Raw genomic sequence first — 25,665 nt, 5'->3', positions numbered from 1 at the left:
ATGAAATGACAGCAGAAAACACATCCCCTGCGGCCAAGGCTTCCGCTGAGGACCTGGACGCCCTCAGCTACGAGGAAGCCCGCGAGCAGCTCATGGCCATCGTTGGCCGCCTCGAAGCCGGCGGAGCAAGCCTTGAGGAATCACTCGCTCTCTGGGAACGCGGCGAGGCTTTGGCGAAGCGCTGCGAAGAGTGGCTGGAGGGTGCCCGCAGAAGGTTGGCCGCCGCCCGGAACAACGGCGAGGATGAAGCGACGGCCTCTTAGGATTGGACGGCCATCGCCCGTTCCGCCGACACGTCAAAGTCGGCTTTCGGCCAGCTCAGGTCCAGCTTCCCGAGGGCCTCAAGCAGAAGCTCCTGGACGGCGATCCTCGCGAACCATTTCTTGTTCGCCGGAACCACATACCAGGGCGCTACCTCCGTTGAGGTCTTCTCAAAGACCAGCTGATAGGCCTCCATATAGGAATCCCAAAACGCGCGTTCCTTGAGATCGCCTGTGCTGTACTTCCAGTGCTTGGACGGGTCATCCAATCGCGCCAGCAGTCGCGTTTTTTGTTCATCGCGGCTGATGTTGAGCATGACCTTGACGATCGCCGTGCCCTGTTCGGCCAAGCCTGCCTCGAACTCGTTGATGGCCGCATAGCGTCGTTCCAGTTCATCTTCATTGGCCCAACCGTGCACCCGGTGGATCAGCACGTCCTCGTAGTGGGATCGGTCAAAAACCCCGACGAATCCCGCCGCCGGCAGGGCCCTCTCGATCCGCCACAGGAAATCGTGGGCCTTCTCCTCATCAGTCGGAGCCTTGAACGGAGCAACCTTGACACCCTGGGGATCCATCGATCCGACGACGTGCTCAACAATCCCGCCTTTGCCCGCCGTGTCCATGGCTTGCAGGATCAACAGCACTCGTTTGGAGCTGCCGAATTTTCCCTCGGCAAAGAGCATCTCCTGCAGGACGTCCAAACGACCGTCCTGCGCTGCCAGCAAGGCGACGCCGTCAGACTTCTTTCCCTTGTAGCCGGGCGTCGATTCGGGGTCTGCTGCATCCAGCGAGAATCCAGGCCCGGCCTTCAAGATCGTGGATACCTGCTTGGTGAACTCCTTGGTCCCGGCCATGTCGATGTCCCCTCTGGTCCGGCCGCATTCGTCGCGGCTTGCACAACAGGCTAGTTGCCTTGGTACCGCCCGAGGAAGTCCGCCATGCGTCCAATCGCTTCTTCAATATCCTTGACGTTCGGCAAGGTCACCATGCGGAAGTGGTCAGGCCGCACCCAGTTGAAGGCGCGTCCGTGTGAGACGAGGATTTTTTGTTCTTTGAGCAGGTCGAGGACGAATTTCTCGTCGTCGCGGATGTGATAGACCTCGGGGTCCAACTTCGGGAACAGATAGAGGGCACCCCTGGCCTGTTGTGTGCTGACACCGGGGATGGCGTTGAGCAGATCGTAGGCCTTGTTCCGCTGTTCGAGGAGCCTACCGCCGGGCAAGATGAGATCGTTGATGCTTTGGTGGCCCCCGAGGGCGGTCTGGATGGCATGCTGGGCCGGCACGTTGGCGCAAAGGCGCATGTTGGCCAGCAGGTTGATGCCCTCGAGGTAGTCTGCGGCGTCTTTCTTGGGGCCGGAGATAGCCATCCAGCCGGCGCGGTAGCCACATACCCGGTAGGCCTTGGACAATCCGCTGAACGTCAGGCAGAGGACATCGTCGCCGGTGAGTCCGGCAAGATTCACGTGGACAGCGTCTTCGTAGAGGATCTTCTCGTAGATCTCGTCGGCGAACACAACGAGTCCATGCTTTTCAGCGAGGGCCACGATCTTCTTGAGGGTTTCCTCCGGGTACACGGCACCCGTGGGGTTGTTGGGGTTGATGACCACGATGCCCTTGGTTTGAGGCGTGATCTTCGATTCCATGTCCTCGAGGTCCGGCTGCCAGCCCGATTCCTCGTCGCACAGATAGTGGACCGGACGGCCGCCGGCAAGTGCCACCGAGGCGGTCCAGAGCGGGTAGTCGGGAGTGGGAATGAGGATCTCATCCCCCACCTCCAGCAAGGCCATGAGGGACATGGTGATGAGCTCGCTGACGCCGTTGCCAAGGTAGATGTCGTCAACGTGGATGTTTTGGATGCCGCGGGTCTGGTAGTACTGCGAGACGGCGGTACGGGCCGAGAAAATTCCGCGCGAATCGCTGTATCCCTGGGCATGCGGCAGGTGGCGGATCATGTCCACCAAGATCGCGTCCGGCGCTTCAAATCCGAACGGTGCCGGGTTTCCGATATTCAGTTTGAGGATGCGGTGACCCTCTGCCTCCATCTGCTGGGCGGCCTGAAGAATCGGTCCACGGATGTCGTAAAGGACATTATGAAGCTTGGTGGACTGCTTGAATTCTGCCATTCATCAAATATGCCACACCGGGGATGTACTTCCGTTGAGACATCACTCACATTGGGGACGACGGCGGCGAGGCCCACACCAGGGTTCCTCGCCGCCGTCGTCCTTAGCCGGGGCCTCCGCCGCCGGGCACTGCTTGGGAAAGCTACTTCACGATCCCTTTGTCCTTGAGCCAAGCGGCTGCAGCGTCCTTTGGATTCTGCTTTTGGTTGCCACTGACCGCGCGGTTCAGGTTGATGAGGTCGTCCGTGGTGAGGATCTTCGAAACGTTGTTGAGGGCTGCCTTCGCCTTGTCCGTCATCTTGGCCATGTTGTACAGCGGGAGGACCTGCTGGGCCTTGAAGTTGTTCTTGGGATCATCCAGGACCACCAGCGCGTTGTCCTGGATGGACGGCGTGGTGGTGTAGATGTCGGCAACCTGGACATCATTGGTCAGCAGGGCCTGCAGCGTGAGGTTCCCGCCGCCGTCGCTGAACGGCTTCAGGCCCTTGAGCACGCAGTTGTAGTTGGCTTTGAGGCCAGGGAACCCGTAGGCGCGGGTCTCAAAGGTTGCCGGTGCTGCCATCGTGAGGTCCCCACAGACCTTGGCGAGGTCCTCGATGGACTTGAGCTGGTACTTCTCCGCCGTGGCCTTCGTGACAACCATGGCGTCCTTGTCCTCAGCCTTGGCGGGATCGAGCACTCCCAGGCCCTGCGGAAGCTTCCCGGGCAGCGCCTTGTAGACATCATCGGCCGATACCTGCGTGGCGTTCGTGTCCAGGTAGGACAACAGGTTTCCGGAGTAGTCAGGGGCGAGATCGATCGAACCGTCCTGTACGGCCTTGAAGTAGATCTCGCGGGATCCGATATTGGGCTTCGTCGTAGCGGTAACGCCGGCGGCGTTCAGTGCTCCGGCGTAGATTTCGGCGATGACCTGGCTCTCGGGGAAATCTGCCGAGCCCACCGTGAGCGAGCCGCCGGCCCCGGAGGGGGCGTTGGTGGACGGGCTGGACAGCGGGCTGCCGCCACATGCGCTGAGTGCAAGCGCAATGCCGACTCCGGCCGCCAGGCCGCCGAGCCCGCGGCGGGTCAGGGTGACGGGTTGCTTCATGCGGTACCTCCTTGAACGGCAGCCCCCGCCGGTGCGGCGGCTGCGAGATCTCCGGCGGCCTTGTGGCCGCCGCTGGAATCGATGGAAAGTCCGGGCGGGAGGAGGATCCTCTGCGCCACGGCCAGAACGAGGTCGACGGCGATTGCCAACGCCGCGATGAGCAGTGACCCGCCGAGCATGCGGGGGAAGTCCTGAAGGACCAATCCGTCAAAAAGATAACGCCCCAGGCCGCCCAGCGGAAGGTATGCCACCACGGAAACCGTCGCGATGACCTGAAGGACCGCCGTGCGGATGCCGCCGAACATGACCTGGAGTCCGTTGGGCAGCTCTACCCGGAACAAGATCTGCAGTTCCGTCATGCCCATGGCCCGGGCCCCGTCAACCACCGTTGGATCCACGCTGGAAATCCCGGCGTAGGTCCCGGCCAAGAGCGGTGGCACTGTCAAGATGACGAGGGCCCAAACCGGGGGCATGAGTCCGCTTCCAGCCAACAGGGCAAAGAGGACAAGCAGGCCGAGGGTCGGAAGTGCCCGCAAGGCCCCGGCGAACGCGACGGCGACCACGCGTCCGTGTCCCGTGTGGCCGATGAAGAGGCCCACCGGCACGGCGATCGCCGCGGCAATTACGAGGACCAGCCCGGAGTACTGCAGGTGTTCCAAGAGCCTTGTGGCGATTCCGCCGCTTCCTGACCAGTGGACCGGATCCGTGAGCCAAGCGAGGGTGTCAACGAAGATGTTGCTCATCGGGCGGCCTCCCCGTGGATCTCGGCATCCGCGATGAACTGCGCCGCTTTACTGTCGGCTTTGCCATCCTGTCTGGTGGTTGCGGCGCTCGCCCGCGTCCAGGGGGTCAGCAGCTTCTCGAGCAGGACCAGGAACGTGTCCATGACGAGGGCAAGCAGGAGAATCGCGATGATGCCGATCACCACCTCAGTGACGAACGCCCGCTGCAGCCCGTCGGTGAACAGCATTCCCAGGTTCCCAACGCCTAGAAGCGCGGCGACGCTGACGAGGGAGATATTGCTGACGGACACCACGCGCAGGCCCGCAAAAAGCACAGGCAAGGAAAGCGGAAGGTCGATCTGGAGGAACCGTGCGGTCGGCTTGAATCCCATGGACACTGCCGCCATGCGGAGGTCGTCGTCCACGGAGTCGAAGGCGTCCATGGCAGCCCGCACGAGCAGGGCAACGGCGTACATGGTGAGGGCAACCACCACGTTGAGTGGATCCAGGATCCGGGTTCCGAGAATCGGCGGCAGGATGATGAAAAGCGCCAATGAGGGAATGGTGTACAGCAGGGAACTTGCTGTAGTGACCACGGTCCTGAGGGTACGGTTCCGGCGGGCCAGTTGCCCCAAGGGCACCGCAATGAGCAGACCCAGAACCATGGGAATCAAAGCCAGGACAAGGTGCTCGCCAGCCCGTTCGAAGACCATGCCGCTGTTCGCCAGGAACCATTCCATCAGGGGGCGTCCTCCCGGTTGTGCCGGGTCTGTTCGATGAGCGCCAGCACTTCATCGGCTTTGAGGACGCCCTCGAGCCGCCCGTCGTCGTCCACCACCACGCCAAGGCCGGAAGGCGAGGACAACGCGGCATCCAGCGCCCTGCGGAGCGTGTCTCCGCGCCGGAACAAGGACCCACCGGGAATCAGCCCGGCGCCGTCGCGTGGTGAAGCCCATCCCATAGGCCGGGAGTCGCCGTCGAGCACCAGCGCCCATTCGGTGCTGCCCGCGGCAACGTGCGGGGCTTCCACGGTCTTGACCGGATGCACCGGAACAGCATCGGCGCCGTTGAAGGAAAGGTGCCGGAATCCCCTGTCACGGCCAACGAACGAGGCCACGAAGTCATTGGCGGGTGCCCGGAGGATCTCTTCGGGTGCCGCGTATTGCGCCAGTTTGCCCCCGACGGCGAAAACGGCCACTTTATCGCCGAGCACGGTGGCCTCATCGATGTCGTGGGTAACGAAAACAATCGTCTTGGCCAGTTCGCGCTGGAGCCGGAGGAGTTCCTGCTGGAGTTCGTCGCGGACCACCGGGTCCACCGCGCTGAAGGGCTCGTCCATGAGCAGCACGGGCGGGTCGGCTGCGAGCGCTCGCGCCACGCCGACGCGCTGCTGCTGGCCGCCGGACAATTGGGACGGGTACCGCTTGCCGAGCACGGAAGCCAGCCCGACGACGTCGAGCAGTTCTTCCGCGCGTTTGCGGGCTGCCGCCCTGGAAACGCCGTTGAGCCGCGGAACGGTGGCAATGTTGTCCAGCACGGAGCGGTGCGGCATGAGTCCTGAGGACTGCATGACGTAACCCATGGAGCGGCGCAACTGGGCGGCAGGTTCGTTCGAGACATCCTTGCCGGCCACGGTGATGGTGCCCGAGGTGGGCTCTACCATGCGGTTGATCATCCGCAGGGACGTGGTCTTTCCGCAGCCCGAGGGTCCGACGAACACGGTGATGGCACCCTTGTCGATGGACATGCTCAATCCATCAACAGCGGGTTGTCCGCCCTGATACTGCTTGGTGACGCTCTGGAACTCAATCATGGCTTCAGCCATTCCGGGGCTTACCTAACTTCTTGGGCCGCAAATATCAACGATGGAACTCAATCAACAGCGAACTGATGTTCTACAGCCTAACCAGCACCACCGACGATGTCAGTGCAGGCGCGAAGACCGTAATGAATCGGCAATGCTCAGGGCGTCTGCAGTTTTCCGTTGAGGGGACGCTCACTGAGCAGGCGGAGGCCGATGTCCACCAGTGACACCCGGTTCAGTCCGGGAACCTTGCCCAGCGGCACCCAGGCGGCGTGGGTAGTGCTGCCGTCAATCTCGTGGGTCAATTCGCCGCCCGTGATGCTTGCCTCGTAGACCAGCCGGATTGCCTGGAAATCACGGCCTGATCCGTCCAGCCGCTCCTCACCCGGCCAGTGGCCGACGTCGATGCCGAGCATCGCTCCGATGTCGGCGTCGTATCCGGTTTCCTCCTGGATCTCGCGGCGGCAACCGTCGACTGGATGCTCCCCCAAATCCAGGCCTCCCCCCGGGAGGGTCCAGCCTTCCTTGCCGTCTTGCTTCCAATAGGCGAGAAGGATCGCTCCGTCGCGGATGACCACTCCGTACGCGGCCGGGCGGGTGTCGAACTGCATGCTCATGGAGCCAGCCTAGGCCTAAGCTGGAGGGAACACTGTTCAGCACATGGAGTTGTATTGTGACCAACTTGGAAACGGCCCCGTCCCAGGAAGTCTGCCCGGCCGGACATCCCGGGCAAGGACCTTTTGTACAGCTCTGGCCGGCCCGCGAGGTTCCCCTCGGCGGCGTCCGGGCCATGAACGTCTCGCGCACCCTCCCCCAACGCGGAATGCCGACGGTTGGAGCCTGGTGCTTCCTGGACAGCTTCGGCCCGGACCGCATCGCGATGAGCGTCCTTCCCCACCCGCACATGGGACTTCAGACGGTCACGTGGCCCCTCCAAGGCGAGGTGCGGCACCGCGACAGCGTCGGAAGCGACGTGCTGGTCCGTCCCGGGCAGTTGAACATCATGACGGCCGGTCGCGGCATTTCGCATTCCGAGTTCGGTGTCCTGCCGGCAGGACTCGACCCGGACGCGCCCGACGGCGGCGACCTCCTGCCGCTGTCCCGTGGCCTGCAGTTGTGGGTTGCTTTGCCCGACGCCGTGAGGCACCGTGCGCCGTCGTTCCAGCAGATCGTCGACCTGCCGGTGGTCGTGGCGGACGGTTTCAGGGCCACTGTTCTCGTGGGAGAGTTCGCCGGACAGCGCTCCCCCGCGGTCATGTTCAGCCCGATTGTCGGCGTGGAAGTCTCAGCCTCGGGCGCCGTCGAGTTACCTCTGAATCCCGATTTCGAGCATGCGGTGCTGGTCCTGGACGGTTCCGCGGTGATCGACGGCCAGGAAGTCGACCCCGGCCCCTTGGCATTCCTCGGCATGGGCCGGGAATCGCTCCGCCTCGACGCAGCCCCGGGAACCCGCTTCATGCTCCTGGGCGGTGAACCCTTCGAAGAGGACATCCTGATGTGGTGGAACTTCGTGGGCCGGACGCACGAGGAAGTGGCGCAGGCCCGCGAAGATTGGGAAGCCCAGGCGCTCCTGAGCGACGAGGACGCCCGTAATGCGCGCTTCGGTTGGATCCATGGCCACGGGCCCGACGCCGGAGCGGAAGCCGGGCGCATCCCCGCACCGCCTATGCCAGGGGTCCAGCTCAAGCCGAGGTCGCGGAACAGGGCTACTGACTAACGGTCCCGGCTAGGGCAGCTCTGCGACAATCCGCAGCACACCGAAAACCGGTTCCTGGTCTAGGACCCGGACATCGGTGATCCCGTGTGCGGCCAGTCCCGCCCGGAAAGCGGACTGTAAAGGCTCCACGTTCATGCCGAGCCCGCCGCCAAGAATCACCGGTCCGGGAAGGCCGAGTTGCCGGACGGCTTGCGCCGCGAGTTCCGCGAGATCCCGTCCTGCCTGGTCCAGGAGTTGGCGGCTGATCTCGAGGCCTTCCCGCGCGGTCTCGACTACGGCGGTTGCGCGCTGGGCCCAGTACCGCCGGTCGGTGTCCTCCGAGTGGAACAGCGCGATGAGTTTGTTGGGATCGTCCACCCCGCAGGATTCCAGGAGGGCCGCTGTGAGGCCATCCGGTTCCAGCCCTTTGTTCATGCGCCGGAGGCTGTGGCGCACCGCCTCCCTACCCAGCCAGTATCCGCTGCCTTCATCGCCCAGGAGAAAGCCCCAGCCCCCGGCACGGGCTTCTTCCCCCTCGGCATTCTTGCCCCAGGCCGCGGATCCGGTTCCGGCAATGACAGCCACTCCCGTGCTGGCCCGGCCTGCCGCCAGTAGCAGCCGGGAATCGTGGACCACCGTGACCTGCGCCCCTGGAACATGGGGTTCGATCAGCTCGGCGAGGGCGCGGGCATCGGCGTCGGTGTCGATTCCGCCTGCCCCGGCAAGGACCCGGTCCACGTCGCCGCCGCCGATCATGGCGAAGAGCTCTGCGAGATTCCTGGCCGCCGCCTCGCGGCTCACGTTCTGGACGTTCGAGCTGCCGGTGCTTTCGTCGCGGACCGGTTTGCCGTCTTCGAACCGGACACCGCGGGTCTTGGTGCCGCCGATGTCGAGCCCGATGACCGTTGCGTCGGGCCGGGGGGTTTTGTTCTCTGCAGTCTCCACGTCCAAAAGCCTAGCGCGGGGGCAACGGGTGGTCCTATTGGGTTCCGGATCGCGCTTTGACGAGGCCTGCGAGCAGCCCAGGCCCTTCGGAAAGCACGAGTTCGCGGAAGAGCCTGACGGGGTCCGGTTCCTTGCGCCGTTCGCGCCAGGCAATCCCTATCTCCCGGTATGCGAGCTCCGAGTCGAGCGATACCTCCACCCACCCCAGGTCCGTGGAATCAAGGACACCTTGTGGTCCAGGCCCGAGTCCTCCCGGCGGCAGGATGCTGTAGCCCAGCCCGGCCGACACGAGTCCTCGGATGGTATGCGAGTCCTGGCTCTCGAAAGCGGTCCTCGGGCGGAAGCCCGCGTCCCGGAAGATCGCGTCGGTTAGCGAGCGCAGGCCGAAACCGGGTCCCATGGAAACGAACGGCTCATGCTTGAGCTCGGCGAGCCGCACGCTGGGCCGCCGGGCCAACTGATGGCGGTGATGGACCACTAGCCGCAACGGCTCGCGGTACAGAGAAGCCGAGCCGAGGTTCCTGCCCGGAGCCGCCACGGGTGCCGTCAAGGCGAAGTCGGCGTCACCGGCGATGAGCGATTCAAGGCAGGCGGCACGGGCTCCTTGGCTGAGCTCGAAAGCCGTGAAAGGGTGCCGGCTCCGGAATGCGCTCATGAGCAGCGGCAACGTGGCCTCGCCGAATGTGTGTTGGAAGCTCACCGCGATTCTGCCGCGGACAACATCGGATTCGTGCCGGACCACATCCAGCCCCGCCTGGAATTCCGCGAGCGCCGCTTCGATATAGGGAAGCAGCGTCTTGGCGGCCTGGGTCAGCCGGACTCCGCGGCCTTCACGGACAAGGAGCTCGGTCCCGACGACGGCGCTTGCCCGGGCCAGCGCCCGGCTCACCGTCGATTGGGGTACTCCGAGCAACTCGGCCGTCTCCGTGACATGTTCCGTCCGGCCAAGCTCAGCCAGCAGGGGGAGCAACGGCAGCAGTTGGACCAGTTGCTTGTGTTCGATGTCCATGCTTGTCCACCCTCAGATCGACCTCTTCAAAACCATCCATGTCCGCTATCAATATTAAGCGAATCATGCATTGGAGTCATCACTGATGCTCGCCCTACTGTGGAGGGGTGAGTACAAACGCAGCCGCCAAGAGCCCCGCAGAGACCGATTGGGAAGGCCATCTGAAGGGCTCCACCGCTTACCGGCGTATCCTCGCCGGCCTGGCCCTCGCCGGCGTGGCCACCTTCGCGCAGCTGTACTCCACCCAGGCCGTCTTGCCGCTCATGGCAAATGAGCTGCACATCACGGCGGCCGAGGCTGCGCTCACGATTTCCTTGGCCACGGTGGGCCTAGCGGCAACGGTATTGCCGTGGTCCTTCGTCGCCGACAAGATCGGCCGCGTGCGTGCCATGGCCATCGGAATCGCGGCGGCCACCGTCTTGGGCCTGCTCGTCCCCCTGGCCCCCACCTTTCCGCTTGTCCTCGCTTTGCGGGCGCTGGAGGGCATGGCCCTCGGCGGTATCCCGGCGATCGCCATCGCGTACTTGAATGAAGAAGTCAACAAAGTGCACGCTGCGCTCGCTGCCGGCAGCTACGTCGCCGGAACCACCCTCGGCGGTCTTGCCGGCCGCTTGCTCGCGGGACCCATCGGTGAATTGTGGGGTTGGCGGGCCGCCGCCTTCGCGGTCTCCATCCTGGCGACGGCGTCGGCCGCCCTCTTTCTGCTGCTGGTCCCGAAGCCACGCCGCTTCACCCCACGCTCGGCCGGAGGTTTCCGCGGCGCCATGAAGACGTTGGCGGACCATTCCGCTAATCCGCGGCTGCTGGCCCTATACATTCAAGCGTTCCTCTTGATGGGCGGCTTCGTGGCCGTCTACAACTACCTCGGCTTCCGCCTCCATGCCGCGCCCTTCGGACTGCCCGCCACCGTGGTCAGCCTGATTTTCCTGGCCTACTTGTCCGGAACCGTGAGCTCCCGCTGGGGAGCCGGACTGTCCATGAGATTCGGCCGCCGCACGGTCATGCTCGCCGGGATCGCGACAATGACGGCCGGACTGGGACTCACCCTGTGGGACAACCTCGCCGCGGTTCTGGCTGGCTTGGTGGTCTTTACCGGCGGCTTTTTCGCCGCGCACAGCATCGGAGCAGGCTGGACCGGGACCATCGCGACGAGCGGCCGCGCGCAAGCAGCGTCGTTGTATAACCTCTCCTACTACCTGGGGTCCAGCATTATTGGCTGGGCCGGCGGACTCGCCTTCCAGGCTTTCGGGTGGACCGCACTCGCCTGGACGGTCATCGCCTTGGGATGCACGACGGCGGTGATCACCGCCGTCGTGCACCGATCCCCGGCGCCGCAGCTCGCCGTCGTCGGCTCCTTGAACCCGGCCGGACGGGGAAAGTAGCGGGCCCTACCGGGTGGACTCGAGGGCCTGGACCAGGTCGTCGATGATGTCGGCGGGATCTTCCAAGCCGATGGAAAGCCTGAGCATGCGCGCCTGGGGCTTGGCCTCCGGGGCAACCGGGCGGTGGGTCAATCCGGCGGGGTGTTGGATCAGCGTGTCGATGCCGCCCAGCGATACCGCGTGGGTGATGAGGCGGACAGCGCCCGGAATGCGCTCCGCATGCTCGGCCGACTCGAGATCGAAGGAGATCAACGAGCCCGGACCACTCATCTGCGTGCCGACCAGGTGCAGTGGATCGCACTCGGGAAGCCCCGGGTAGTACACCTTGGCCACGAGTTCATGACTCGCGAGCGCCGCCGCGATCTTGTGGGCGTGGTCCTGTTGGGCACGCACCCGGATGGGAAGTGTCGCCAGGCCGCGGTGCAACAGGTAGGCGGGCCAAGGAGTCAGGATGCCGCCCGTCACGGCACGGACCCGGCGCAGCCGCGTGGCCCACTCCGCACTTGTTGCCACCACGCCGCCCATGGCATCGCCGTGGCCGCCCAGGAATTTCGTGGCACTGTGGAGCACCATCGCGACGCCATGCTTGAGCGGTTGCTGGAGGATCGGCGTCGCGAACGTGTTGTCCACGAGCACCGGAACGTCTGCGGCGTCGGCCACCAGGCGGTTCAGGTCCACAAGATCCAGGCTCGGGTTGGCCGGGGTTTCCACCACCACCAGGCCGGTGTCCGGACGAAGGGCATCCCGCACGCCGTCGGCCTTGACGAAGGTGACCTGATTACCCAGCAGGCCGCTGGCCAGGACGTGGTCCGTGCCGCCATAGAGTGGTCGCACCGCAACCACATGCGTCTTGCCTTCTGATTGGGCGGCGAGCAGTACGGCGCTGAACGCAGCCATCCCCGAGGCAAAACCGACAGCTTGCGCAGCGCCCTCGAGCGCCGCTACGCCGTCTTCGAACCTGGCTACCGTAGGATTCCAGAGACGCTGGTACACCGTGCTCTGACCGTCGAGGGGCACGCCGCCCGTGGCCATCCGCTCGTAGGCGAGGCCGCCGTCTTGGACAGAAGGCAAAGGCGCAGTGGTTGAAAGGTCGATGGGAACGGCATGCACGCCCTGCTCCGTGAGTCCCGTCCGGCCGGCGTGGACTGCGAGTGTATCGATGGCTGTCACTGCTCTCCTTGAATTATTCACCGTTGAATTCGGTCAGTATCTGGCAATAATTCGGAGATTGACAGTGCAAATGAATGGATTGAGTGGAAACTGGCACCTATGATGAATAGACAGCAATTTCAGGAGGATCCGTGACCATCACCCCGAAGAACGTTCGGCCCGTCGGCACCAGCGAGCCATTGGATGCGATCGATGAGCGCATCCTGGCGGCCTTGGTCGACGATGCCCGGATCTCCAACAAGCAGCTGGCCGAACTCGTCGGAATTGCTCCGTCGACGGCGCTCATGCGTACGAGGTCACTCTCCGAACGCGGCATTATCGAGGGTTTCGAAGCAGTCCTCAGCCTCCCGGCGATCGGCCGATCGGTGCAGGCCTTGATCGCCGTGCGCCTTCGCGCGCATGACCGCGACCAGATCGACCGCTTCACGGCCCGGGTCCCCGCCCTCCCTGCAGTGATCTCCACGTTCCACACCTCCGGCTCCGTGGACTACCTGCTGCATATCGCGGTCGCCAACACCGACGACCTCCGCGACTGGGTCCTGGACAACCTCGCCACCGACCCCGTGGTGGGCCACACCGAGACCACTTTGGTCTTCGCCCACATCCAGGGCAACCACGGGCCGCTGCCGGAATAGCGGCTGACTTGGACGCGGCTTGGATTAGACCCGCTTAGCGGCGTGGCTCGAGTCCCGAGTGGGCCGCCGCGATAGCGTCCTGGCGCAAGTCGCCGAGTTCCTGCCGGCGCCTCAACGCCGCTTGCTGCACCGCCAGCTCGAGCGGAGGAATGTAGCGCCTGCGCTCGGCCCACGAGACAAGCCCGGATCCGATTCCGGCGGCTGCCGATTCCAACATGGAGGGCCGGCGGTAGGTGCCGCATGATGCGGTGGCTGTGCTCATGACTCTTTCCCTTCGGTGCCTGCTGCGTGCGACTTCGCATCGCGGGACTTCTTGTCTCCGGCCCACGCCGGGACTCCCAGGATCGGGAATGCGTTGAAATGGATCTGCACGGGGCGGGCGTCGTCCGCCTCGGGTTCGCTCCGGATTTCCTCCAGGAGATTGCGGGCGAAGGCTTCCATGGAGCGGGCGTAGCGGCCAAGCTGCTCCGCTGACATCCGAGCGTTGGCTGTGTTGACGATGGCCGCGTCGAGCCATTCTTCGTCCAACGAGTCCATGCCGTGTGCCATGAAGTCGGCGAGGACAGCCTGCCTGCTGCGTTCGAACTCGCGGGTTACCAGCCGCGATGCCTCCTGTGTTGCCGGCGAATGTGCCAACTCGGGCGAAGTGATCTGAATGGCTCCCCTGGGCCGCTCCCACCACCGCTCCCGCGCTGTCCCCTTGCCCTGGACTTCATGGACGAAGTCGAACTTGGCGAGTTGCCGCAAGTGGTAGCTCGTAGCGCCACTGGATTCATCGAGGAGTTCGGCCAGGCTGCAGGCGGTCTGTGGCCCATACCGGGACAGCATCTCAAGGATCTGAACCCGCAACGGGTGCGCGAGCGCTTTGAGGGATGCCGTATCGACCTTGCGAACGGGGAATTCCGGCTCTTGAACCTTGTCCATGCCGGAAACGCTACTCTTGCAAAGAAACCTTTGCAAGAGTTTCTTTGCAAATCAACCTTTGCGAACTTAGTTCGCAGTCAGAACCGCCGGTCAGCCCCTGCGGAGCACCCTGCGGAGGGATGCAGCAGCGAGCACCGTAGCTGCCAACCCGCACACCACAGTGAAATAGCTGGCGGCCGCGCCTAGCCCGATCACCGAGGCAGCCAAGCCCAAGCCGATGACCGGCACCGCGCTTCCAAGGTAGGTGATGACGTACACCGTGCTGATGATCTGGGCATGTCGGGACGCCTCGACTTTGCTGGCAACGTCGTTGAACACCAAGCGGAAGGCGATCCCCTGCCCCACCCCGGCGGACAGGCTCGCTGCCACCAGCAGAATCGGACTGGACAGCGATGCCGCCGCGCCGACCAGCACAATGGAAATTCCCAGGACCATCAGGCCAGCGGGCACGGCGAACCTGCCGCGGACCGTCAGCAGCTGGCTGAGCGCGGACGCTGCGAGCGTCAAGCCGGCGAGCAGCCCGGTCATGGGGCGGGAATCGGCGTGCACCACGACGGCGAAATAGCCGGGCGCGAGCGAAAGGCAGAATCCGAACACGGCAAAGCTGAGGAATCCCACGCTCGAGGCCAGCCAAAACGCTCCCCTAGCTTCCCGGGAAACCGAGGGCCGTCGCGGGGCGAGCGCCATGTACGGACGCGGGCCCTCCGCAGGCCGAATCGCCGGACGCGCCTTGAGAAGCCACAACGGGACGAGCAAGAGGAGCAGGACGGCCGCGTGAATGAAGAACGGCGTTGAGGTTGCACCCGGGAGAAGCGAAAGCAGTCCGCCGATGGCAGGACCGGCAGCCACGCCTCCCGAGGACGAAAGCAAGGTGAAGCGGGAAGCCCACTCGGGCCGGGACGGAAGCAATTCACGCAAAGCGGCCGAGCTCGCTCCGGTGGCGAGGCCCACGGCAATACCCTGGAGCATGCGGCCCGCTGAGAGCATCAAGAGGTTGTCTGCGTTGGCGAAAACCAAGCCGCCCACCAAGCCCACGAGGACGGCAAGCACCAGCGCTGCACGCCTGCCGATATGGTCGGACCAGTGGCCGGCAAGCATCAGCACAGCCACGAGCGCCAGGACGTAGCTTGCAAAGGCAATCGTCACACCCAGCGACGTGATTCCCAGTTCCGACTGAAGCAGCGGATACAGGGGGCTCGCCAAGTTGGCACCGACCAGCAGTGTGAACATGACGGCGCCGGCCAGGACAAGCCGCGCCGTGGTGGAAGCATCCCAGCCCCAGCGCCCGGCGGTGGCCTGGCGCATGCGCAGTTCGCTAAAGACAGTCATTTCCGTGCCTTCGCCTCAGCGGCCATCGCGGAACCCGGCCTTGTGGGCCTGGACTGGACGGCCCAAAATATTTGATGGCAACAGGATGTCGCAAGCCTGCCAGATAGATCAGATGTCCATGAAAGAATTGATCAAAATCTTCAAAATTGATGTCCATAGATGACCACAAATGAGCCGGAGTGATGATTTGAACACCCTCGATCCGACGGACCTGAAAATCCTGCTGGAGCTGATCCGTGATCCCAGGGTTCAGATCGGTGAACTCAGCGAGTCCCTGGGGATTGCGCGCAACACCGCCCAATCGAGGATGCGCCGCCTTGTCCGCTCGGGCGTATTGAACGACGGCGGCCGCGAGGTCGACCTCGAAAAGGTGGGGTACGACGTCGTCGGCTTCGTGACGCTGGAGGTGACCCACAGGGAACTCGACGGCGTGATCGGAGCCCTGCGCCGCATCCCCCAGGTCCTCGAGGTGCACGAAATTTCCGGGCGGGGCGATCTCTTATGCCGGGTGGTGGCCACCGACACGCACAACCTGCAAACCGCGCTCCGCTCCATCCTCAGAACCAAGGGCGTCATCCGCACGGAAACGGTGCTTGCCCTGCACACCCATATCCCCTACCGGACAGAGCCGCTCATCGGCAGGCTCGTGGATGCCGCTGAGACGGCCGACGCCGCGAAACGGGTCAAAGCACAGGTTTCCACTGATTCGCCGGTCAGGGAAGCCGACTAGGATTCCAGAATGGATTGGCTCTCTTCTCTTCAGCACCTCAACTGGCTGGCGATACTCCTGGCCTTCGTTTCCAGCATGGTCATCGGATTTGTCTGGTACATGCCGGCGGTCTTCGGCAGACGGTGGATGCAGGCCATTGGCAAGACCGAGGAAGACCTTAAGAAGATCGACGGCGGCGCAGGAATCTGGATCCCCCTGATGGTGGCCGCAGCCCTCACGAGCATCGTGTTGGCCGTCCTGATCGGCAAGCTGGGCGTGCAGGGAAGCTTGCACGCTGGTTTCTTTGCGCTGGTGATTGCGGTGGTATTCCGAGTCGGCGGCCACGTCATCCACAACGGTTTCGCGGGCAGGCCGTCCGCCGTGACCCTCATCGACTCCGGCCATGACATCGTGGCCATGACTGCCGCCGGGGCAATCATCGGGGCGTTGCAGTAGAGGAGGAGAATAACCTCGTGACCATCATTGACAATGCCGTCTATGTGAACGGCATCCGGACCGCGACTCCGGGAAGCCTCGAGCAAAGCGTCGAAACACTGGCCGCGCACGGCGGAATGGTGTGGATTGGACTGTACCGGCCGGACGAGACGGAAATGGCGGCCGTGGCTGCCGAATTCGGCCTCCACCTGCTCGCCGTCGAGGACGCCGTCAACGCCCACCAGCGGCCCAAGCTGGAACGCTACGACAACAACCTCTTCACCGTCCTGCGGCCTGCGAGATACGTGGACGCTACCGAGACCGTGGAGTTCGGCGAACTTCATATCTTCACGGGGAGGAACTTCGTGGTCACGGTCCGGCATGCGGAAACACCCGGGGTGGCCAAAGTCCGTAGGGATCTGGAACAACAACCGGAGCTTCTGCGGCATGGCCCCGAAGCCGTCCTGTACGCACTGCTGGACCGAGTGGTGGACGACTACGGCCCCGTGATCTCGGGCCTGGAAAACGACATTGACGAGATCGAGGACCAGCTCTTCGGTGGCGATCCCCTGGTTTCGCGGCGCATCTATGAACTCGCCCGCGAAGTCATTCAGTTCCAGCGCGCAATCAACCCGCTCCCCGAAATGATGGCCTCCCTGAAGCGCGGGTTCGAGAAATACGGAGTAGACATCGAGCTACAGCGCAAACTCCGCGATGTGGAAGACCACGTCGAGCAGGTAATTTCCCGGGCAAACGGGTTCCGCGACCTGCTCCAAAACGCCCTGACCCTCGACGGGACCCTCACCGCGAACCGGCAAAACGAAGCGAGTGCGGCACAAAACGAACAAACCAAGAAGATCTCCTCCTGGGCCGCGATCTTCTTTGCACCGGCGTTCGTCACCGGGCTCTACGGAATGAACTTCGACGTTATGCCTGAACTCCATTGGCCGCTCGGCTATCCCATGGCACTCGGCATGATGGTTCTCGCGGGCTTTGTCATGTATGTCATCTTCAAGCGGAAGAACTGGCTCTAGTGGTTCCCGGACAGGAGGGCTTCAGCAGGGGCAAGATCATTACTCCCGGAACGCCCGCGCAACTGGGAGCCTTCGGTTTGTTCCATCCGGCGTAGTCACAGGAGCGGATCCTCACCCCCACGGCGCAACGGCTCACCGTCAAGGCGGCCGACGATGTGCTCTGGGCCAGTTTCGCGGAGTTGTGCGGCGGCCCCATGTCGACAGCGGACTACATGGCTTTGGCTAAGGACTACGGAACGTGGGTGATCGACGGCGTACCCTCGCCGACGGCCGGATCGGTAGCCGGGTCCGCCTCGGCCTGGCAACGCCTCAGCGATCTGGTTGATGTCCTGTACGAGCAGGACATCACTCTGTTCCTGGTGGGCCACGGCCCCTTGGACTGGGATGTGGCCGGCGGCTTGGCGCACCGGACGAGTGCCGGGCCCGTTGACGGGGCCAAGATCGCGAGCCGCCTGTCGCTCCTGGGCCGAGTGGAGGCCACGGAGCCTTTTGAAGAAGTAGAGGCCGGGGGCAGCTGAAGGCTGGCTCGCGGGGGGCGGCATCCGCCCCCCCTCCCGAACCTAAGCCCAGGAGGGGTGGCGGTGCCGCAGTTGGACCCTAGACGCGTGACCTGCCGCGGATGAAGTGGAAAATCAGGACGATCACAGCAACAACCAGAAGCAGGTGAATGAGCCCGCCGCCGATGTTGCCAATAAAGCCGAGAAGCCAGAGAACGGCAATAACGATGGCTATCCAAAGCAACATGAGAGTCTCCCTTGTTTGGTTGCGTGCCCTGGCCGGCGGCCGAGGCATTCATTGGTAAGTATACTTATCAATGGGGGTGAGTGGGTGGTTCAGTGCGGTTTTTCCATCTGGAAGCCACACCGGCACGCGGAAATATTGGAGCAAACTTGTCCGGTTGAGCGTTAGTGGATTGGGATCTCGGCAGAGGCTAGCTTGCACGGAGGCCGAGCGCATCGAGGGTGGCAACAGCCGTCGTCGGGCCTCCGCAGTCACGGCCGTCCGGATACGTAGCCGTGGGCTTGAGCCTCACATGGCTCATGCCGATCGACCAGCCGGAGGTGTTGGTGCCCGACGTCGTGAGATCGAGCGGGTGGTCGTTGATGCCGGCCTCGATACGAACGTCGATGCTTCCATCCGCCATGCGCAAGGACACCGATTGAGGCGCCCCGGGCGAGTTCGGCAGGGGAATGGGACCGGGTGTAAGCGGCGTCAAGGCGTTGGCGGAAAAGCTGTGGCACGCGCCGTCCTGGCACAGCTCTATGACGAGCGCGGCGAGATTCGCCGCGCGCTCCGCGGTGACGTGCAAGCTTACCAACGAGATGTAGCCGACGGCCGGGCACACGCTGGCCGATCCACATGACAGGAGCAGGGGCGCCCCGATGGCGAGTGCGCCAAGAACCGCACAGACGCGACCTGCTGGACCGAAGCGACGCATCGGGACCCCCTTACCGGAATCATGGTACGTCTGTCAGTGAGCGACACCAGGTCGCATGCTCATCCATTCGGCCCGAAGGATCGAAAATACCTCCTTGTCGTACCGCCTGCCGTCGTAGACCCAGCTACTGCGAAGGACGCCGTCGGAACGCATCCCCAGCCGCTGCGCGACGGCTACGCTGCGGTCGTTGTCGGTGCGGCAGCGCCATTCGACGCGGGACATCCCCCGCTCTAGGAAGGCCCATTCCATGAGCAGTTCGACCGAGCGGGTGATGAGGCCCCCTCCGACAGCACCGGGTTCGAGCCAGCAGCCAATTTCGCAAATGCCCCAGGCGGAGTCGAACGTCACAAACATCACGCCTCCGACGATCCTGCCGTCGTTCCAGAGTCCATAGATGCGCGCCCCATCGTTCGCTGTGGCTGTGGCGTAACGCTGAAGCGTAGCGCGGGCACCCTCGACGGTCTCGGTGACAAAGGTCGGCCCGACCCACGGCCGGATATGGTCCCGTGCCCTGCTCATGTGCTCGGCAAAATCACGGGCGTGCCATGTCTCGAGAGGCTTCAAGACGACGCTTTCTCGCACTACTGTTTCGAACATAGTTTCTCCAGAGGGTTTTCCCAGGCTTTGCTTGCCATTGGGGGATTTCTCGGACGTGTGCGCCTCAGAACAACAAGACCAGCCCGACGCCGGCCGCCGCGGCTCCGACGCATGCCGCCATGGTGCCCACTCCGTTGAGGAGGGCCAATCCAGTCCGGCCGCTCTGGACAAGCCTGACGGTCTCCAGGCTTGCCGTGCTGAAGGTCGTGTATCCGCCGAGGAATCCGGTGCCGAGAATCAACTGAAGGGATTCAGGAGCCGGATGTGACATGACCAGCCCAGCCAGGATCCCCATGAGCAGCGATCCGGAGAAGTTGATGAAGATCGTGCCCAACGGCAGCGCAGTCCGGGCCCAGGAACGGACCACCCCATCCACCACGAAACGCGCGGCCGCCCCTGCGCCGCCCGCGAGCGCCATCAAAAGGAGGGTCATTTCAAGGCCTTCTGACCCTGTTGGGTGGACCGGTGCCGGAGCGCCCCAAGCCAAATACCCAGGGTTGTGGCCGCGACACCGCCCAACAGGCTGGCTGCCAGGTACCACATGGCGTCCATCCCGCGTCCTGCTCCGAAGAGATGCACCGAGTCCAGCGCCAAGGTGCTGTAGGTGGTGTAGGCCCCTAGGAAACCACTACCGATGCCCAAGCGGGCAATCCGGCGGAGGCCGGCGTCGGGCCCGCTCCGGGCGAGTGCTTCGAGGAGCCAGCCAAGCGCGAGCGCACCGGACAGATTGATAAGCAGGGTGGGAAGCGGCCACGCCCCTGGCGCCGGAAGGGCCATGCCGAAACCGTAGCGGCTCAAAGCCCCGAGGATTCCGCCGGCCGCCACGAGCAGAACGAACCGCCCGTGAAGATGGAGCGGGCGGTGCGGTTGCCGGTCCGGTTGCGCCGCCTGGGTTTTGGCTCCGTGCGGCGCGGTGCTGCTTTCCTTCATTGATCCCTGCTTGGGTCGTGACGGCCCAAGGGAACCATGAGCACTGGGCAGTTTTGGCGATGTGCCAGATGCAAGGCTACCGATCCGGTGACTAGTCCTTCAAACCTCGGACCGAGGCCATGTTCCTTGGTTCCCACGACGATCATGGAAGCGTTGATACTCGCTGCATAACGGCCTAGCGACCGGGCAGGCTCGCCGGCGAGCGTCACGAAGGTCCACTGCACACCCGTTCCGTCGAGTTGATCCGCGATGCGGGACCGGAGGGACTCGGTGATGGCCGCGGCGTCGTCGTCGATGCCGTCGGGGTCGATCGCTTGGGCTGTGAGATGCCCGTCCCGGTCCCCTGCCGCCGGAAAGCTCGTGACATCGGCGAAGGCCAGGACCAAGTGCAATCCGGCACTGAGCGCTACTTCGGCGGCTTTCTCAACTACCGCGACCGGCTGGTGCGGGAGCACGCCTGCCAGCACCGGCCCTGTCAAGCGGGCCGGGCTGCCCTTGTCCAGCGGCATATCCTCGCCACGCGGGTTGCTCATGGGCCCTCCAAATGTCCGGATGGTCAGGATGCGGGTTCCTCATCTTGCTCCAGTATGGACTTCTACGACTGGCGTTGTCCCAAGCGCTACGCGAGAATGTCGATATGTGCGGTCGGTTCAGTGTCGGTTTCGAAGCAGACTATCTCTCGAGGAAGCTCGGTGCCGTGCTGCGCGGTGATACCGACTATCCCTCGCCAACGCTCCAGATCAACCCGACTGACCCCGTGGTCTTTGTGCGGGGACGCGCCGGGGACGATTCGCTCGGACGCGAGCTCGCGGCCGGGCGCTGGGGCTTGGTTCCGACCTTCTCCAAGTCCTTCGATTCGAAGGTACCCACGTGGAATGCACGCTCGGAAACAGCTGGGTCAATCCCCGCGTTCAGGGCTTCCCTGCCGAAGTGGCGGGCGGTCGTCCCTGCCTCTGCCTACTACGAGTGGAAGAAGTCGGGCCCCGGCCGCAAGGATCCCAAGCAGCGCTACATCGTCGAGCCACAGGACGAGCTGATTACCTTCGCCGGATTGTTTGCGCCATGGCGCGACGAGAGCATCGAGGACAAGTCCGCACCCGGCGCGTGGCGTTTGTCCTGCTCGATCCTGACCATGGATTCCCCTCCCGAAGGCGTTCACGAAAGACTGCACAATCTGCATGACCGGATCCCGGTGCCGATCTCCGCGGACATGATCGACGATTGGATCGACCCCAAGGAAACCAGGGGCCAGGCCCTGTTGGACGCCGTGCTGGGCGAGGCGTATGGCTTGGCGTCGGCATGGACGATGAGGCCCGTGGAACTCATGGACGACAACACCAAGCTGGTGGACGTCGCAAACCCGGCTGCCTGACTCAACGCTCTCTGCGCTCAACGCTCGTAGCGCAGCTCGGCCCTCACGTCCGTATCCTTTAGCCACGTCATTCTGGTGGCCGATCCGAAGGGATTCGGCCACCACTGCACCAGGACCTTGCCCTCCGACGTCCGGGTGACCATGGCCGGAACATATTGGAGGTACTTCGGCCAAACGAGCTTGGCGATCACGGGCACCCTTGAGACGGTTGACAGCGGTTCCGTTTGGCGCGGAGGCGGGGCGCCGACTGAATTCAACGGCGCGGGATATTCGGGCTGGTCAGGCATGCCCGAATACTACTGCGAGGCCTCGACAATATGGAGGTTGTTCCCGGCCGTGCGGCGGCCACTCCCCCTGCTTCTGGGAAGTGGCCGCCACTCGCTGGAGCCGCGCTAAAGCCGGGTGTCGAACGAATCGCAGAACACGTTCTCATTGAACGTTCCCTGGAATTCGGACTTCCCCTGGATTTTCTGGATCGTAGCCCGGATGGCCTCGCGGGTCCCTGCATGGGCGTTGATGGCCGTCTTGACCATCGGCACATCGATCAAGTGGTTCGGCTGGTTCAGGGAGACGAACACCGTGGGGACTTCCGTGACGTACCAAGGGATTTCCGCCGCCATCGGGCTGGACCACTTGATGCGGATCGCAGCCTCTTGGGCAAAACCCTTGACATTGGCAAAGACGAACGCGGCATCGTACTTTTCCGCATAGTCACCCGTGGCCTCGTCCGAGATGACGGTCATGAAGTTCACCCCCGACTCCCCCGCAGCTTCGCGTTGCTCCGCCGTCTTGAAGAGGTGGACCTCGAAACCGGCGATTTCAAGTTCTTCCTTGACCGTATCCAGGTAGGCCAACGGATCTGCCCGGGTGAAATCGGAACCGCCGGAGATCCCGTACAGGCGGATGCGCTTATGCGTTTCCGGTGTGATCGGCAGGTTGCCGGCGGTGTCCTTGATCAACGTGACGGTCTTGTCGGCGATTTCGGCGGCGACGGCGAGGTGCGCCTCGCTGCCGATCAGCCGCAGGGCCTCAGGCGACGGCGCCAGTTCTTCCGGCAGTTTCTTGTGCAGCCCCAGGCTGGCCTTCAACCCCAAAATCCGGCGCAGCGCGTCATGCAGGCGCTGATCGCTGACCACGCCTGATTTGTAGCCGTCCAACATGTACTGGAAGTCCTCCGCCGGGTTGCGGAAGAACAGGAACATGTCGCACCCGGCGGCGATGGTGGCCGGGACCAGGTCCTTGCGCTTCTTGGCCTGGGTGAGGCCGACCATTTGGGATGCATCGGTGAGGATCAGTCCGTTGAAGCCGAGTTCGCCACGGAGCAAGTCCTGGAGAAGCTCCGGAGCGAGGGTGGCGGGCAGGATGTCCCTGTCTTCCGTCCCCGGACGGAAATGCCGCGTGAGCTCCGGCGCCCCGATGTGTCCGACCATGATCGACTGGATCCCGTGGCCGATCATTTCCCGGTAAACGTGCCCGTAGCTGGAATTCCACTCCGCGTACCCGAGTGTGTTGTACGAAGTGACCACGTGCTGGTCGCGTTCGTCCACGCCGTCGCCCGGGAAGTGCTTGATGGCGCAGACAGTGCGCGATTCGCTGATGCCGTCGAAGTACTCCTTGGCGCGCTCCACGACGATTTCCGGAGTGTTGCCGAACGCCCGGGTTGAGATGACCGTATTGCGCCAGTTGTAGTGGATGTCCACGATCGGCGCGAAGGCCCAGTTGCAGCCCAAAGCCGCGGTTTCCACACCGGCCACCTGGCCCATTTTCCGCGCGATGGACTTGTCCGGGTGTGAACCGGCCTGAAGGTGGGTCGACACGAAAGTTCCGTCGTCGCAGCTTCCTGCTCCGCCCATTTCCGGGTTGGAGGCCACCAAAAGCGGGATGCGCGTTTTGGATTGGGCATAACGGATGTGCTGCTGGACAGCGGCGGACGGACCCGGCCTGTACCGCATTCCGCCAACGTGATAGTTCTCCAGCACACCGTCGAGGTACTCCGGGGAGTAATCGTTGTTGTGGTTGATGAAGAGCTGCCCGATTTTTTCCTCAAGGCTCATGCCACGGATGGTGGCATCCACCCACGCAACAGCCTCGTCGTCGAGGTTGAACGGCGCCGACTGGAGGTCGACGTCGAACTGCCGCGCCGGAGTGCCCGCGATACCGGCGCTGCCGGCCGCCGGAGCTTTGGAACCCGCGACGGCGGCAATCCCCGCCAACGCCTCCGAGACCACCTCGCTGACCGGTGCGGCGATGTCGACGACGAACCCGGCCTCGTCGGCGTCGAGCGGTTCCAGGGTGGCGAGCTGCGAATCAAGGAGGGCGGGCGGCATGAAGTGGCCGGAACGCCCTTCTGTCCGTTCCCTGAGTACCTCTTTGCTGCCGTGCAGGTGCAGGAAAACGGTGTCCGGGGCTTTCTCGCGGATGGCGTCCCGATAGCTGCGCCGGAGGGCGGAGCACGCGAGAACCAGCCCGCCGTTGCCGGCGTTGGCGAGTTCGGTGCCCACGGTCGCGAGCCAGGGCCAGCGGTCCTCATCAGTCAGGGGCGTGCCCGCAGCCATCTTGGCAACGTTTTCCACCGGGTGGAGCGAATCGCCGTCGAGAAACGGAACTCCCAGCGCCCGGGCGACGAGGTCTCCGATGGTGGTCTTGCCGCAACCGGAGACGCCCATCACCACGATGCGCCGCGGCTGTTCCGCGGCTGCGCCGGGGTCGCCAGCCACGGCGATGTTCCTACCAGTCATGGACGGTGCCGTCCACGAGGCGGTTGTAGGGCAGGTAGGCCTGCTGGTACGGGAAGGAGTTGGCGGCTTCTTCGTTGAATTCGACGCCGAGGCCCGGCTCGTCGCCGGGGTGCAGGTAGCCGTCGGTGAAGGTCATGGACTGCTCGAAGACCGTGTTGGTCTTGTCCGAGTGCTGCATGTATTCCTGGATGCCGTAGTTGTGGATGGCCAGGCCCACGTGAAGCTGTGCGGCGAAACCGACCGGCGAAATGTCAGTGGGGCCGTGGAAACCGGACTTGATCTGGTACTGCGCGGCGAAGTCCATGACCTTCTTCAGCGGCGAGATCCCGCCGAAGTGCGTTGACGCGGCCCGGACGTAGTCGATCAGCTGTTCCTTGATGAGGGTCTGGAAGTCAAAGACAGTGTTGAAGATTTCACCGATGGCCAGCGGCGTGGTGGTGTGCTGGCGGACCAGGCGCAGCCCTTCCTGGTTTTCGGCCGGGGTGCAGTCTTCGAGCCAGAACAGGTCGTACGGTTCCAGGGCCTTGCCGAGCTTGGCGGCCTGGATGGGGGTCATGCGGTGGTGGCCATCGTGCAGGAGCGGGATTTCCGGGCCGAATTCGTTGCGCACCGCTTCGAAGACGGTGGGCAGGTGGCGCAGGTAGGCGCGGGTGTCCCAGTCTTCTTCCTGCGGAAACGCACCGCGGCCGGCTGGCTCGTAGTCGTAGCGCTCGCCCGAGGCCTGAGCCTGCGCGGCCACACCGTAGACGGCTTTGATGCCCGGGATCGCGGTTTGGATGCGGATCGACTTGTAACCGAGTTCCAGGTGCTCGCGGACCGAGTCGAACAAGGAAGGGATGTCCGCGCCCGAGGCGTGCCCGTACGCGCGAAGCCCGTTGCGGGAGGCGCCGCCCAGGAGCTGGTACACCGGCAGTCCGGCTACCTTGCCCTTGATGTCCCACAGGGCCATGTCGACGGCGGCGATGGCGGCCATGGTAACCGGGCCGCGGCGCCAGTACGAAGAGCGGTACAGGAACTGCCAGGTGTCCTCGATACGGTGCGGGTCTTTGCCGATCAGCAGCTGCGCGACGTGTTCCTTCAAGTACGCGGCCACTGCGAGTTCACGGCCGTTCAGGGTCGCGTCGCCGATGCCGGTCACGCCGTCCTCGGTAGTGATCCGCAAGGTCACGAAGTTCCGGGTGGGGCTGGTCACGAAGACTTCAGCGGCAATGATTTTCACAGCTGGTCCTTTCAGGGTTGCTGATCGAGGGCTGGCCTGGCCCGGATGCGACGAGCACCACAGGGCGGGTAAAGACGATCTTAGGATGGATGACAATTATTGGCA

Annotated in this window: 31 protein-coding genes; 9 read left to right on the top strand and 22 right to left on the bottom strand. The window is 63.9% G+C overall.

The annotated features are described in order from the left end of the window. Nucleotides 1-5 precede the first annotated feature (5 nt). Nucleotides 6-263, top strand: coding sequence for an exodeoxyribonuclease VII small subunit (locus AC3WJM_RS04640; protein WP_059387462.1), 258 nt, complete (start codon nt 6-8; stop codon nt 261-263). On the opposite strand, the gene AC3WJM_RS04635 is transcribed toward AC3WJM_RS04640, so the two are convergent. The 7 genes from AC3WJM_RS04635 to AC3WJM_RS04605 all read right to left on the bottom strand — a co-directional run bounded on the left by AC3WJM_RS04635 (nt 260) and on the right by AC3WJM_RS04605 (nt 6,615). After that, nucleotides 260-1,114, bottom strand: a complete 855-nt coding sequence (locus AC3WJM_RS04635; RefSeq protein WP_059387461.1) for a polyphosphate kinase 2 family protein — start codon at nt 1,112-1,114, stop codon at nt 260-262. The genes AC3WJM_RS04640 and AC3WJM_RS04635 overlap by 4 nt on opposite strands. Before the next feature lie 50 nt (nt 1,115-1,164). Beyond that, nucleotides 1,165-2,385, bottom strand: coding sequence for a pyridoxal phosphate-dependent aminotransferase (locus AC3WJM_RS04630; RefSeq protein ID WP_059387460.1), 1,221 nt, complete (start codon nt 2,383-2,385; stop codon nt 1,165-1,167). A 142-nt stretch (nt 2,386-2,527) separates the two neighbouring features. Further along, nucleotides 2,528-3,472, bottom strand: coding sequence for an ABC transporter substrate-binding protein (locus AC3WJM_RS04625; RefSeq protein ID WP_284991392.1), 945 nt, complete (start codon nt 3,470-3,472; stop codon nt 2,528-2,530). Next, the gene (locus AC3WJM_RS04620; RefSeq protein WP_284991390.1) at nt 3,469-4,215 is read right to left on the bottom strand and encodes an ABC transporter permease; all 747 of its coding nucleotides are present in this window, start codon (nt 4,213-4,215) and stop codon (nt 3,469-3,471) included. Before AC3WJM_RS04620 ends, AC3WJM_RS04625 begins: the two co-directional genes overlap by 4 nt. Next, complete coding sequence (locus AC3WJM_RS04615; protein ID WP_284991389.1) at nt 4,212-4,934, bottom strand: ABC transporter permease; 723 nt, start codon at nt 4,932-4,934, stop codon at nt 4,212-4,214. Before AC3WJM_RS04615 ends, AC3WJM_RS04620 begins: the two co-directional genes overlap by 4 nt. Beyond that, the gene (locus tag AC3WJM_RS04610; RefSeq protein WP_307052551.1) at nt 4,934-6,019 is read right to left on the bottom strand and encodes an ABC transporter ATP-binding protein; all 1,086 of its coding nucleotides are present in this window, start codon (nt 6,017-6,019) and stop codon (nt 4,934-4,936) included. The genes AC3WJM_RS04615 and AC3WJM_RS04610 overlap by 1 nt, the downstream gene beginning before the upstream one ends. 137 nt (nt 6,020-6,156) lie before the next feature. Then, nucleotides 6,157-6,615: an NUDIX hydrolase gene (locus AC3WJM_RS04605; protein ID WP_059387458.1), complete on the bottom strand. Its 459-nt coding sequence runs from the start codon at nt 6,613-6,615 to the stop codon at nt 6,157-6,159. 56 nt (nt 6,616-6,671) lie between these two features. Between AC3WJM_RS04605 and AC3WJM_RS04600 the strand changes: the two genes are divergently transcribed. Then, nucleotides 6,672-7,715, top strand: a complete 1,044-nt coding sequence (locus AC3WJM_RS04600) for a pirin family protein (RefSeq protein ID WP_332601990.1) — start codon at nt 6,672-6,674, stop codon at nt 7,713-7,715. Nucleotides 7,716-7,724: 9 nt separating this feature from the next. Here AC3WJM_RS04600 and AC3WJM_RS04595 read toward each other — a convergent pair whose 3' ends face one another. Then, nucleotides 7,725-8,639 (bottom strand): N-acetylglucosamine kinase, encoded by a 915-nt coding sequence (locus AC3WJM_RS04595; RefSeq protein WP_492271271.1) that lies wholly within the window; start codon nt 8,637-8,639, stop codon nt 7,725-7,727. 34 nt (nt 8,640-8,673) lie between these two features. Continuing rightward, on the bottom strand, nt 8,674-9,648 hold the full coding sequence (locus AC3WJM_RS04590) for a LysR substrate-binding domain-containing protein (protein ID WP_059387455.1): 975 nt from the start codon (nt 9,646-9,648) through the stop codon (nt 8,674-8,676). A 107-nt stretch (nt 9,649-9,755) separates the two neighbouring features. On the opposite strand from AC3WJM_RS04590, the gene AC3WJM_RS04585 reads away from it, so the two are divergent. Next, nucleotides 9,756-11,030, top strand: a complete 1,275-nt coding sequence (locus AC3WJM_RS04585) for an MFS transporter (RefSeq protein ID WP_284991380.1) — start codon at nt 9,756-9,758, stop codon at nt 11,028-11,030. A gap of 6 nt (nt 11,031-11,036) precedes the next feature. On the opposite strand, the gene AC3WJM_RS04580 is transcribed toward AC3WJM_RS04585, so the two are convergent. After that, on the bottom strand, nt 11,037-12,200 hold the full coding sequence (locus AC3WJM_RS04580; protein ID WP_492271270.1) for a trans-sulfuration enzyme family protein: 1,164 nt from the start codon (nt 12,198-12,200) through the stop codon (nt 11,037-11,039). 131 nt (nt 12,201-12,331) lie between these two features. On the opposite strand from AC3WJM_RS04580, the gene AC3WJM_RS04575 reads away from it, so the two are divergent. Further along, the gene (locus AC3WJM_RS04575; protein ID WP_059387454.1) at nt 12,332-12,835 is read left to right on the top strand and encodes an Lrp/AsnC family transcriptional regulator; all 504 of its coding nucleotides are present in this window, start codon (nt 12,332-12,334) and stop codon (nt 12,833-12,835) included. A gap of 34 nt (nt 12,836-12,869) precedes the next feature. Here the strand turns inward: AC3WJM_RS04575 and AC3WJM_RS04570 are convergent, their stop codons facing one another. From AC3WJM_RS04570 to AC3WJM_RS04560, 3 genes are all read right to left on the bottom strand, one after another. Next, complete coding sequence (locus tag AC3WJM_RS04570) at nt 12,870-13,097, bottom strand: 2-nitropropane dioxygenase (RefSeq protein WP_306958920.1); 228 nt, start codon at nt 13,095-13,097, stop codon at nt 12,870-12,872. Beyond that, nucleotides 13,094-13,759: an ArsR/SmtB family transcription factor gene (locus AC3WJM_RS04565; RefSeq protein ID WP_059387452.1), complete on the bottom strand. Its 666-nt coding sequence runs from the start codon at nt 13,757-13,759 to the stop codon at nt 13,094-13,096. The genes AC3WJM_RS04570 and AC3WJM_RS04565 overlap by 4 nt, the downstream gene beginning before the upstream one ends. A 90-nt stretch (nt 13,760-13,849) precedes the next feature. Beyond that, entirely contained in the window at nt 13,850-15,088 is a 1,239-nt protein-coding gene (locus AC3WJM_RS04560) for an MFS transporter (RefSeq protein ID WP_332601995.1), read from the bottom strand. A gap of 169 nt (nt 15,089-15,257) precedes the next feature. On the opposite strand from AC3WJM_RS04560, the gene AC3WJM_RS04555 reads away from it, so the two are divergent. The 4 genes from AC3WJM_RS04555 to zapE all read left to right on the top strand — a co-directional run bounded on the left by AC3WJM_RS04555 (nt 15,258) and on the right by zapE (nt 17,784). Beyond that, nucleotides 15,258-15,818 carry an Lrp/AsnC family transcriptional regulator gene (locus tag AC3WJM_RS04555; RefSeq protein ID WP_059387451.1) on the top strand — a complete coding sequence of 187 codons (561 nt, stop codon included), beginning with the start codon at nt 15,258-15,260 and terminating at the stop codon, nt 15,816-15,818. 9 nt (nt 15,819-15,827) lie between these two features. Further along, nucleotides 15,828-16,253: a DUF1761 domain-containing protein gene (locus tag AC3WJM_RS04550; protein ID WP_059387450.1), complete on the top strand. Its 426-nt coding sequence runs from the start codon at nt 15,828-15,830 to the stop codon at nt 16,251-16,253. 17 nt (nt 16,254-16,270) lie between these two features. Beyond that, nucleotides 16,271-17,266 (top strand): magnesium/cobalt transporter CorA, encoded by a 996-nt coding sequence (gene corA, locus AC3WJM_RS04545; protein ID WP_059387449.1) that lies wholly within the window; start codon nt 16,271-16,273, stop codon nt 17,264-17,266. A 107-nt stretch (nt 17,267-17,373) separates the two neighbouring features. Continuing rightward, nucleotides 17,374-17,784: an AFG1/ZapE family ATPase gene (gene zapE, locus AC3WJM_RS04540; protein ID WP_492271308.1), complete on the top strand. Its 411-nt coding sequence runs from the start codon at nt 17,374-17,376 to the stop codon at nt 17,782-17,784. Nucleotides 17,785-17,863: 79 nt separating this feature from the next. Here the strand turns inward: zapE and AC3WJM_RS04535 are convergent, their stop codons facing one another. The 6 genes from AC3WJM_RS04535 to AC3WJM_RS04510 all read right to left on the bottom strand — a co-directional run bounded on the left by AC3WJM_RS04535 (nt 17,864) and on the right by AC3WJM_RS04510 (nt 20,764). Continuing rightward, nucleotides 17,864-18,010, bottom strand: coding sequence for a lmo0937 family membrane protein (locus tag AC3WJM_RS04535; protein ID WP_113990531.1), 147 nt, complete (start codon nt 18,008-18,010; stop codon nt 17,864-17,866). 187 nt (nt 18,011-18,197) lie between these two features. Then, complete coding sequence (locus AC3WJM_RS04530) at nt 18,198-18,704, bottom strand: hypothetical protein (RefSeq protein ID WP_306958922.1); 507 nt, start codon at nt 18,702-18,704, stop codon at nt 18,198-18,200. 33 nt (nt 18,705-18,737) lie between these two features. Continuing rightward, on the bottom strand, nt 18,738-19,301 hold the full coding sequence (locus tag AC3WJM_RS04525) for a GNAT family N-acetyltransferase (protein WP_492271269.1): 564 nt from the start codon (nt 19,299-19,301) through the stop codon (nt 18,738-18,740). 64 nt (nt 19,302-19,365) lie between these two features. Beyond that, nucleotides 19,366-19,734, bottom strand: coding sequence for a fluoride efflux transporter CrcB (gene crcB / locus AC3WJM_RS04520; protein WP_441432543.1), 369 nt, complete (start codon nt 19,732-19,734; stop codon nt 19,366-19,368). Continuing rightward, nucleotides 19,731-20,231, bottom strand: coding sequence for a fluoride efflux transporter FluC (locus tag AC3WJM_RS04515; protein ID WP_084784312.1), 501 nt, complete (start codon nt 20,229-20,231; stop codon nt 19,731-19,733). The genes crcB and AC3WJM_RS04515 overlap by 4 nt, the downstream gene beginning before the upstream one ends. Beyond that, on the bottom strand, nt 20,228-20,764 hold the full coding sequence (locus tag AC3WJM_RS04510) for a universal stress protein (RefSeq protein ID WP_307052540.1): 537 nt from the start codon (nt 20,762-20,764) through the stop codon (nt 20,228-20,230). The genes AC3WJM_RS04515 and AC3WJM_RS04510 overlap by 4 nt, the downstream gene beginning before the upstream one ends. 104 nt (nt 20,765-20,868) lie before the next feature. On the opposite strand from AC3WJM_RS04510, the gene AC3WJM_RS04505 reads away from it, so the two are divergent. Further along, nucleotides 20,869-21,603, top strand: coding sequence for an SOS response-associated peptidase (locus tag AC3WJM_RS04505; RefSeq protein ID WP_306958925.1), 735 nt, complete (start codon nt 20,869-20,871; stop codon nt 21,601-21,603). 17 nt (nt 21,604-21,620) lie between these two features. On the opposite strand, the gene AC3WJM_RS04500 is transcribed toward AC3WJM_RS04505, so the two are convergent. The 3 genes from AC3WJM_RS04500 to manD all read right to left on the bottom strand — a co-directional run bounded on the left by AC3WJM_RS04500 (nt 21,621) and on the right by manD (nt 25,560). Beyond that, the gene (locus AC3WJM_RS04500; protein WP_148667388.1) at nt 21,621-21,890 is read right to left on the bottom strand and encodes a hypothetical protein; all 270 of its coding nucleotides are present in this window, start codon (nt 21,888-21,890) and stop codon (nt 21,621-21,623) included. Nucleotides 21,891-21,995: 105 nt separating this feature from the next. Beyond that, nucleotides 21,996-24,341: a gluconokinase, GntK/IdnK-type gene (locus AC3WJM_RS04495; protein WP_492271268.1), complete on the bottom strand. Its 2,346-nt coding sequence runs from the start codon at nt 24,339-24,341 to the stop codon at nt 21,996-21,998. Beyond that, nucleotides 24,331-25,560: a D-mannonate dehydratase ManD gene (gene manD, locus AC3WJM_RS04490; RefSeq protein WP_307052539.1), complete on the bottom strand. Its 1,230-nt coding sequence runs from the start codon at nt 25,558-25,560 to the stop codon at nt 24,331-24,333. The genes AC3WJM_RS04495 and manD overlap by 11 nt, the downstream gene beginning before the upstream one ends. Between the last annotated feature and the right edge of the window lie 105 nt (nt 25,561-25,665).

The sequence above is a fragment of the Arthrobacter sp. FW306-1B-G06A genome (genome assembly GCF_058781765.1).
The sequence above is the reverse complement of the archived record's forward strand: the minus strand, read 5'-3'. Positions and strand labels throughout refer to the sequence as shown.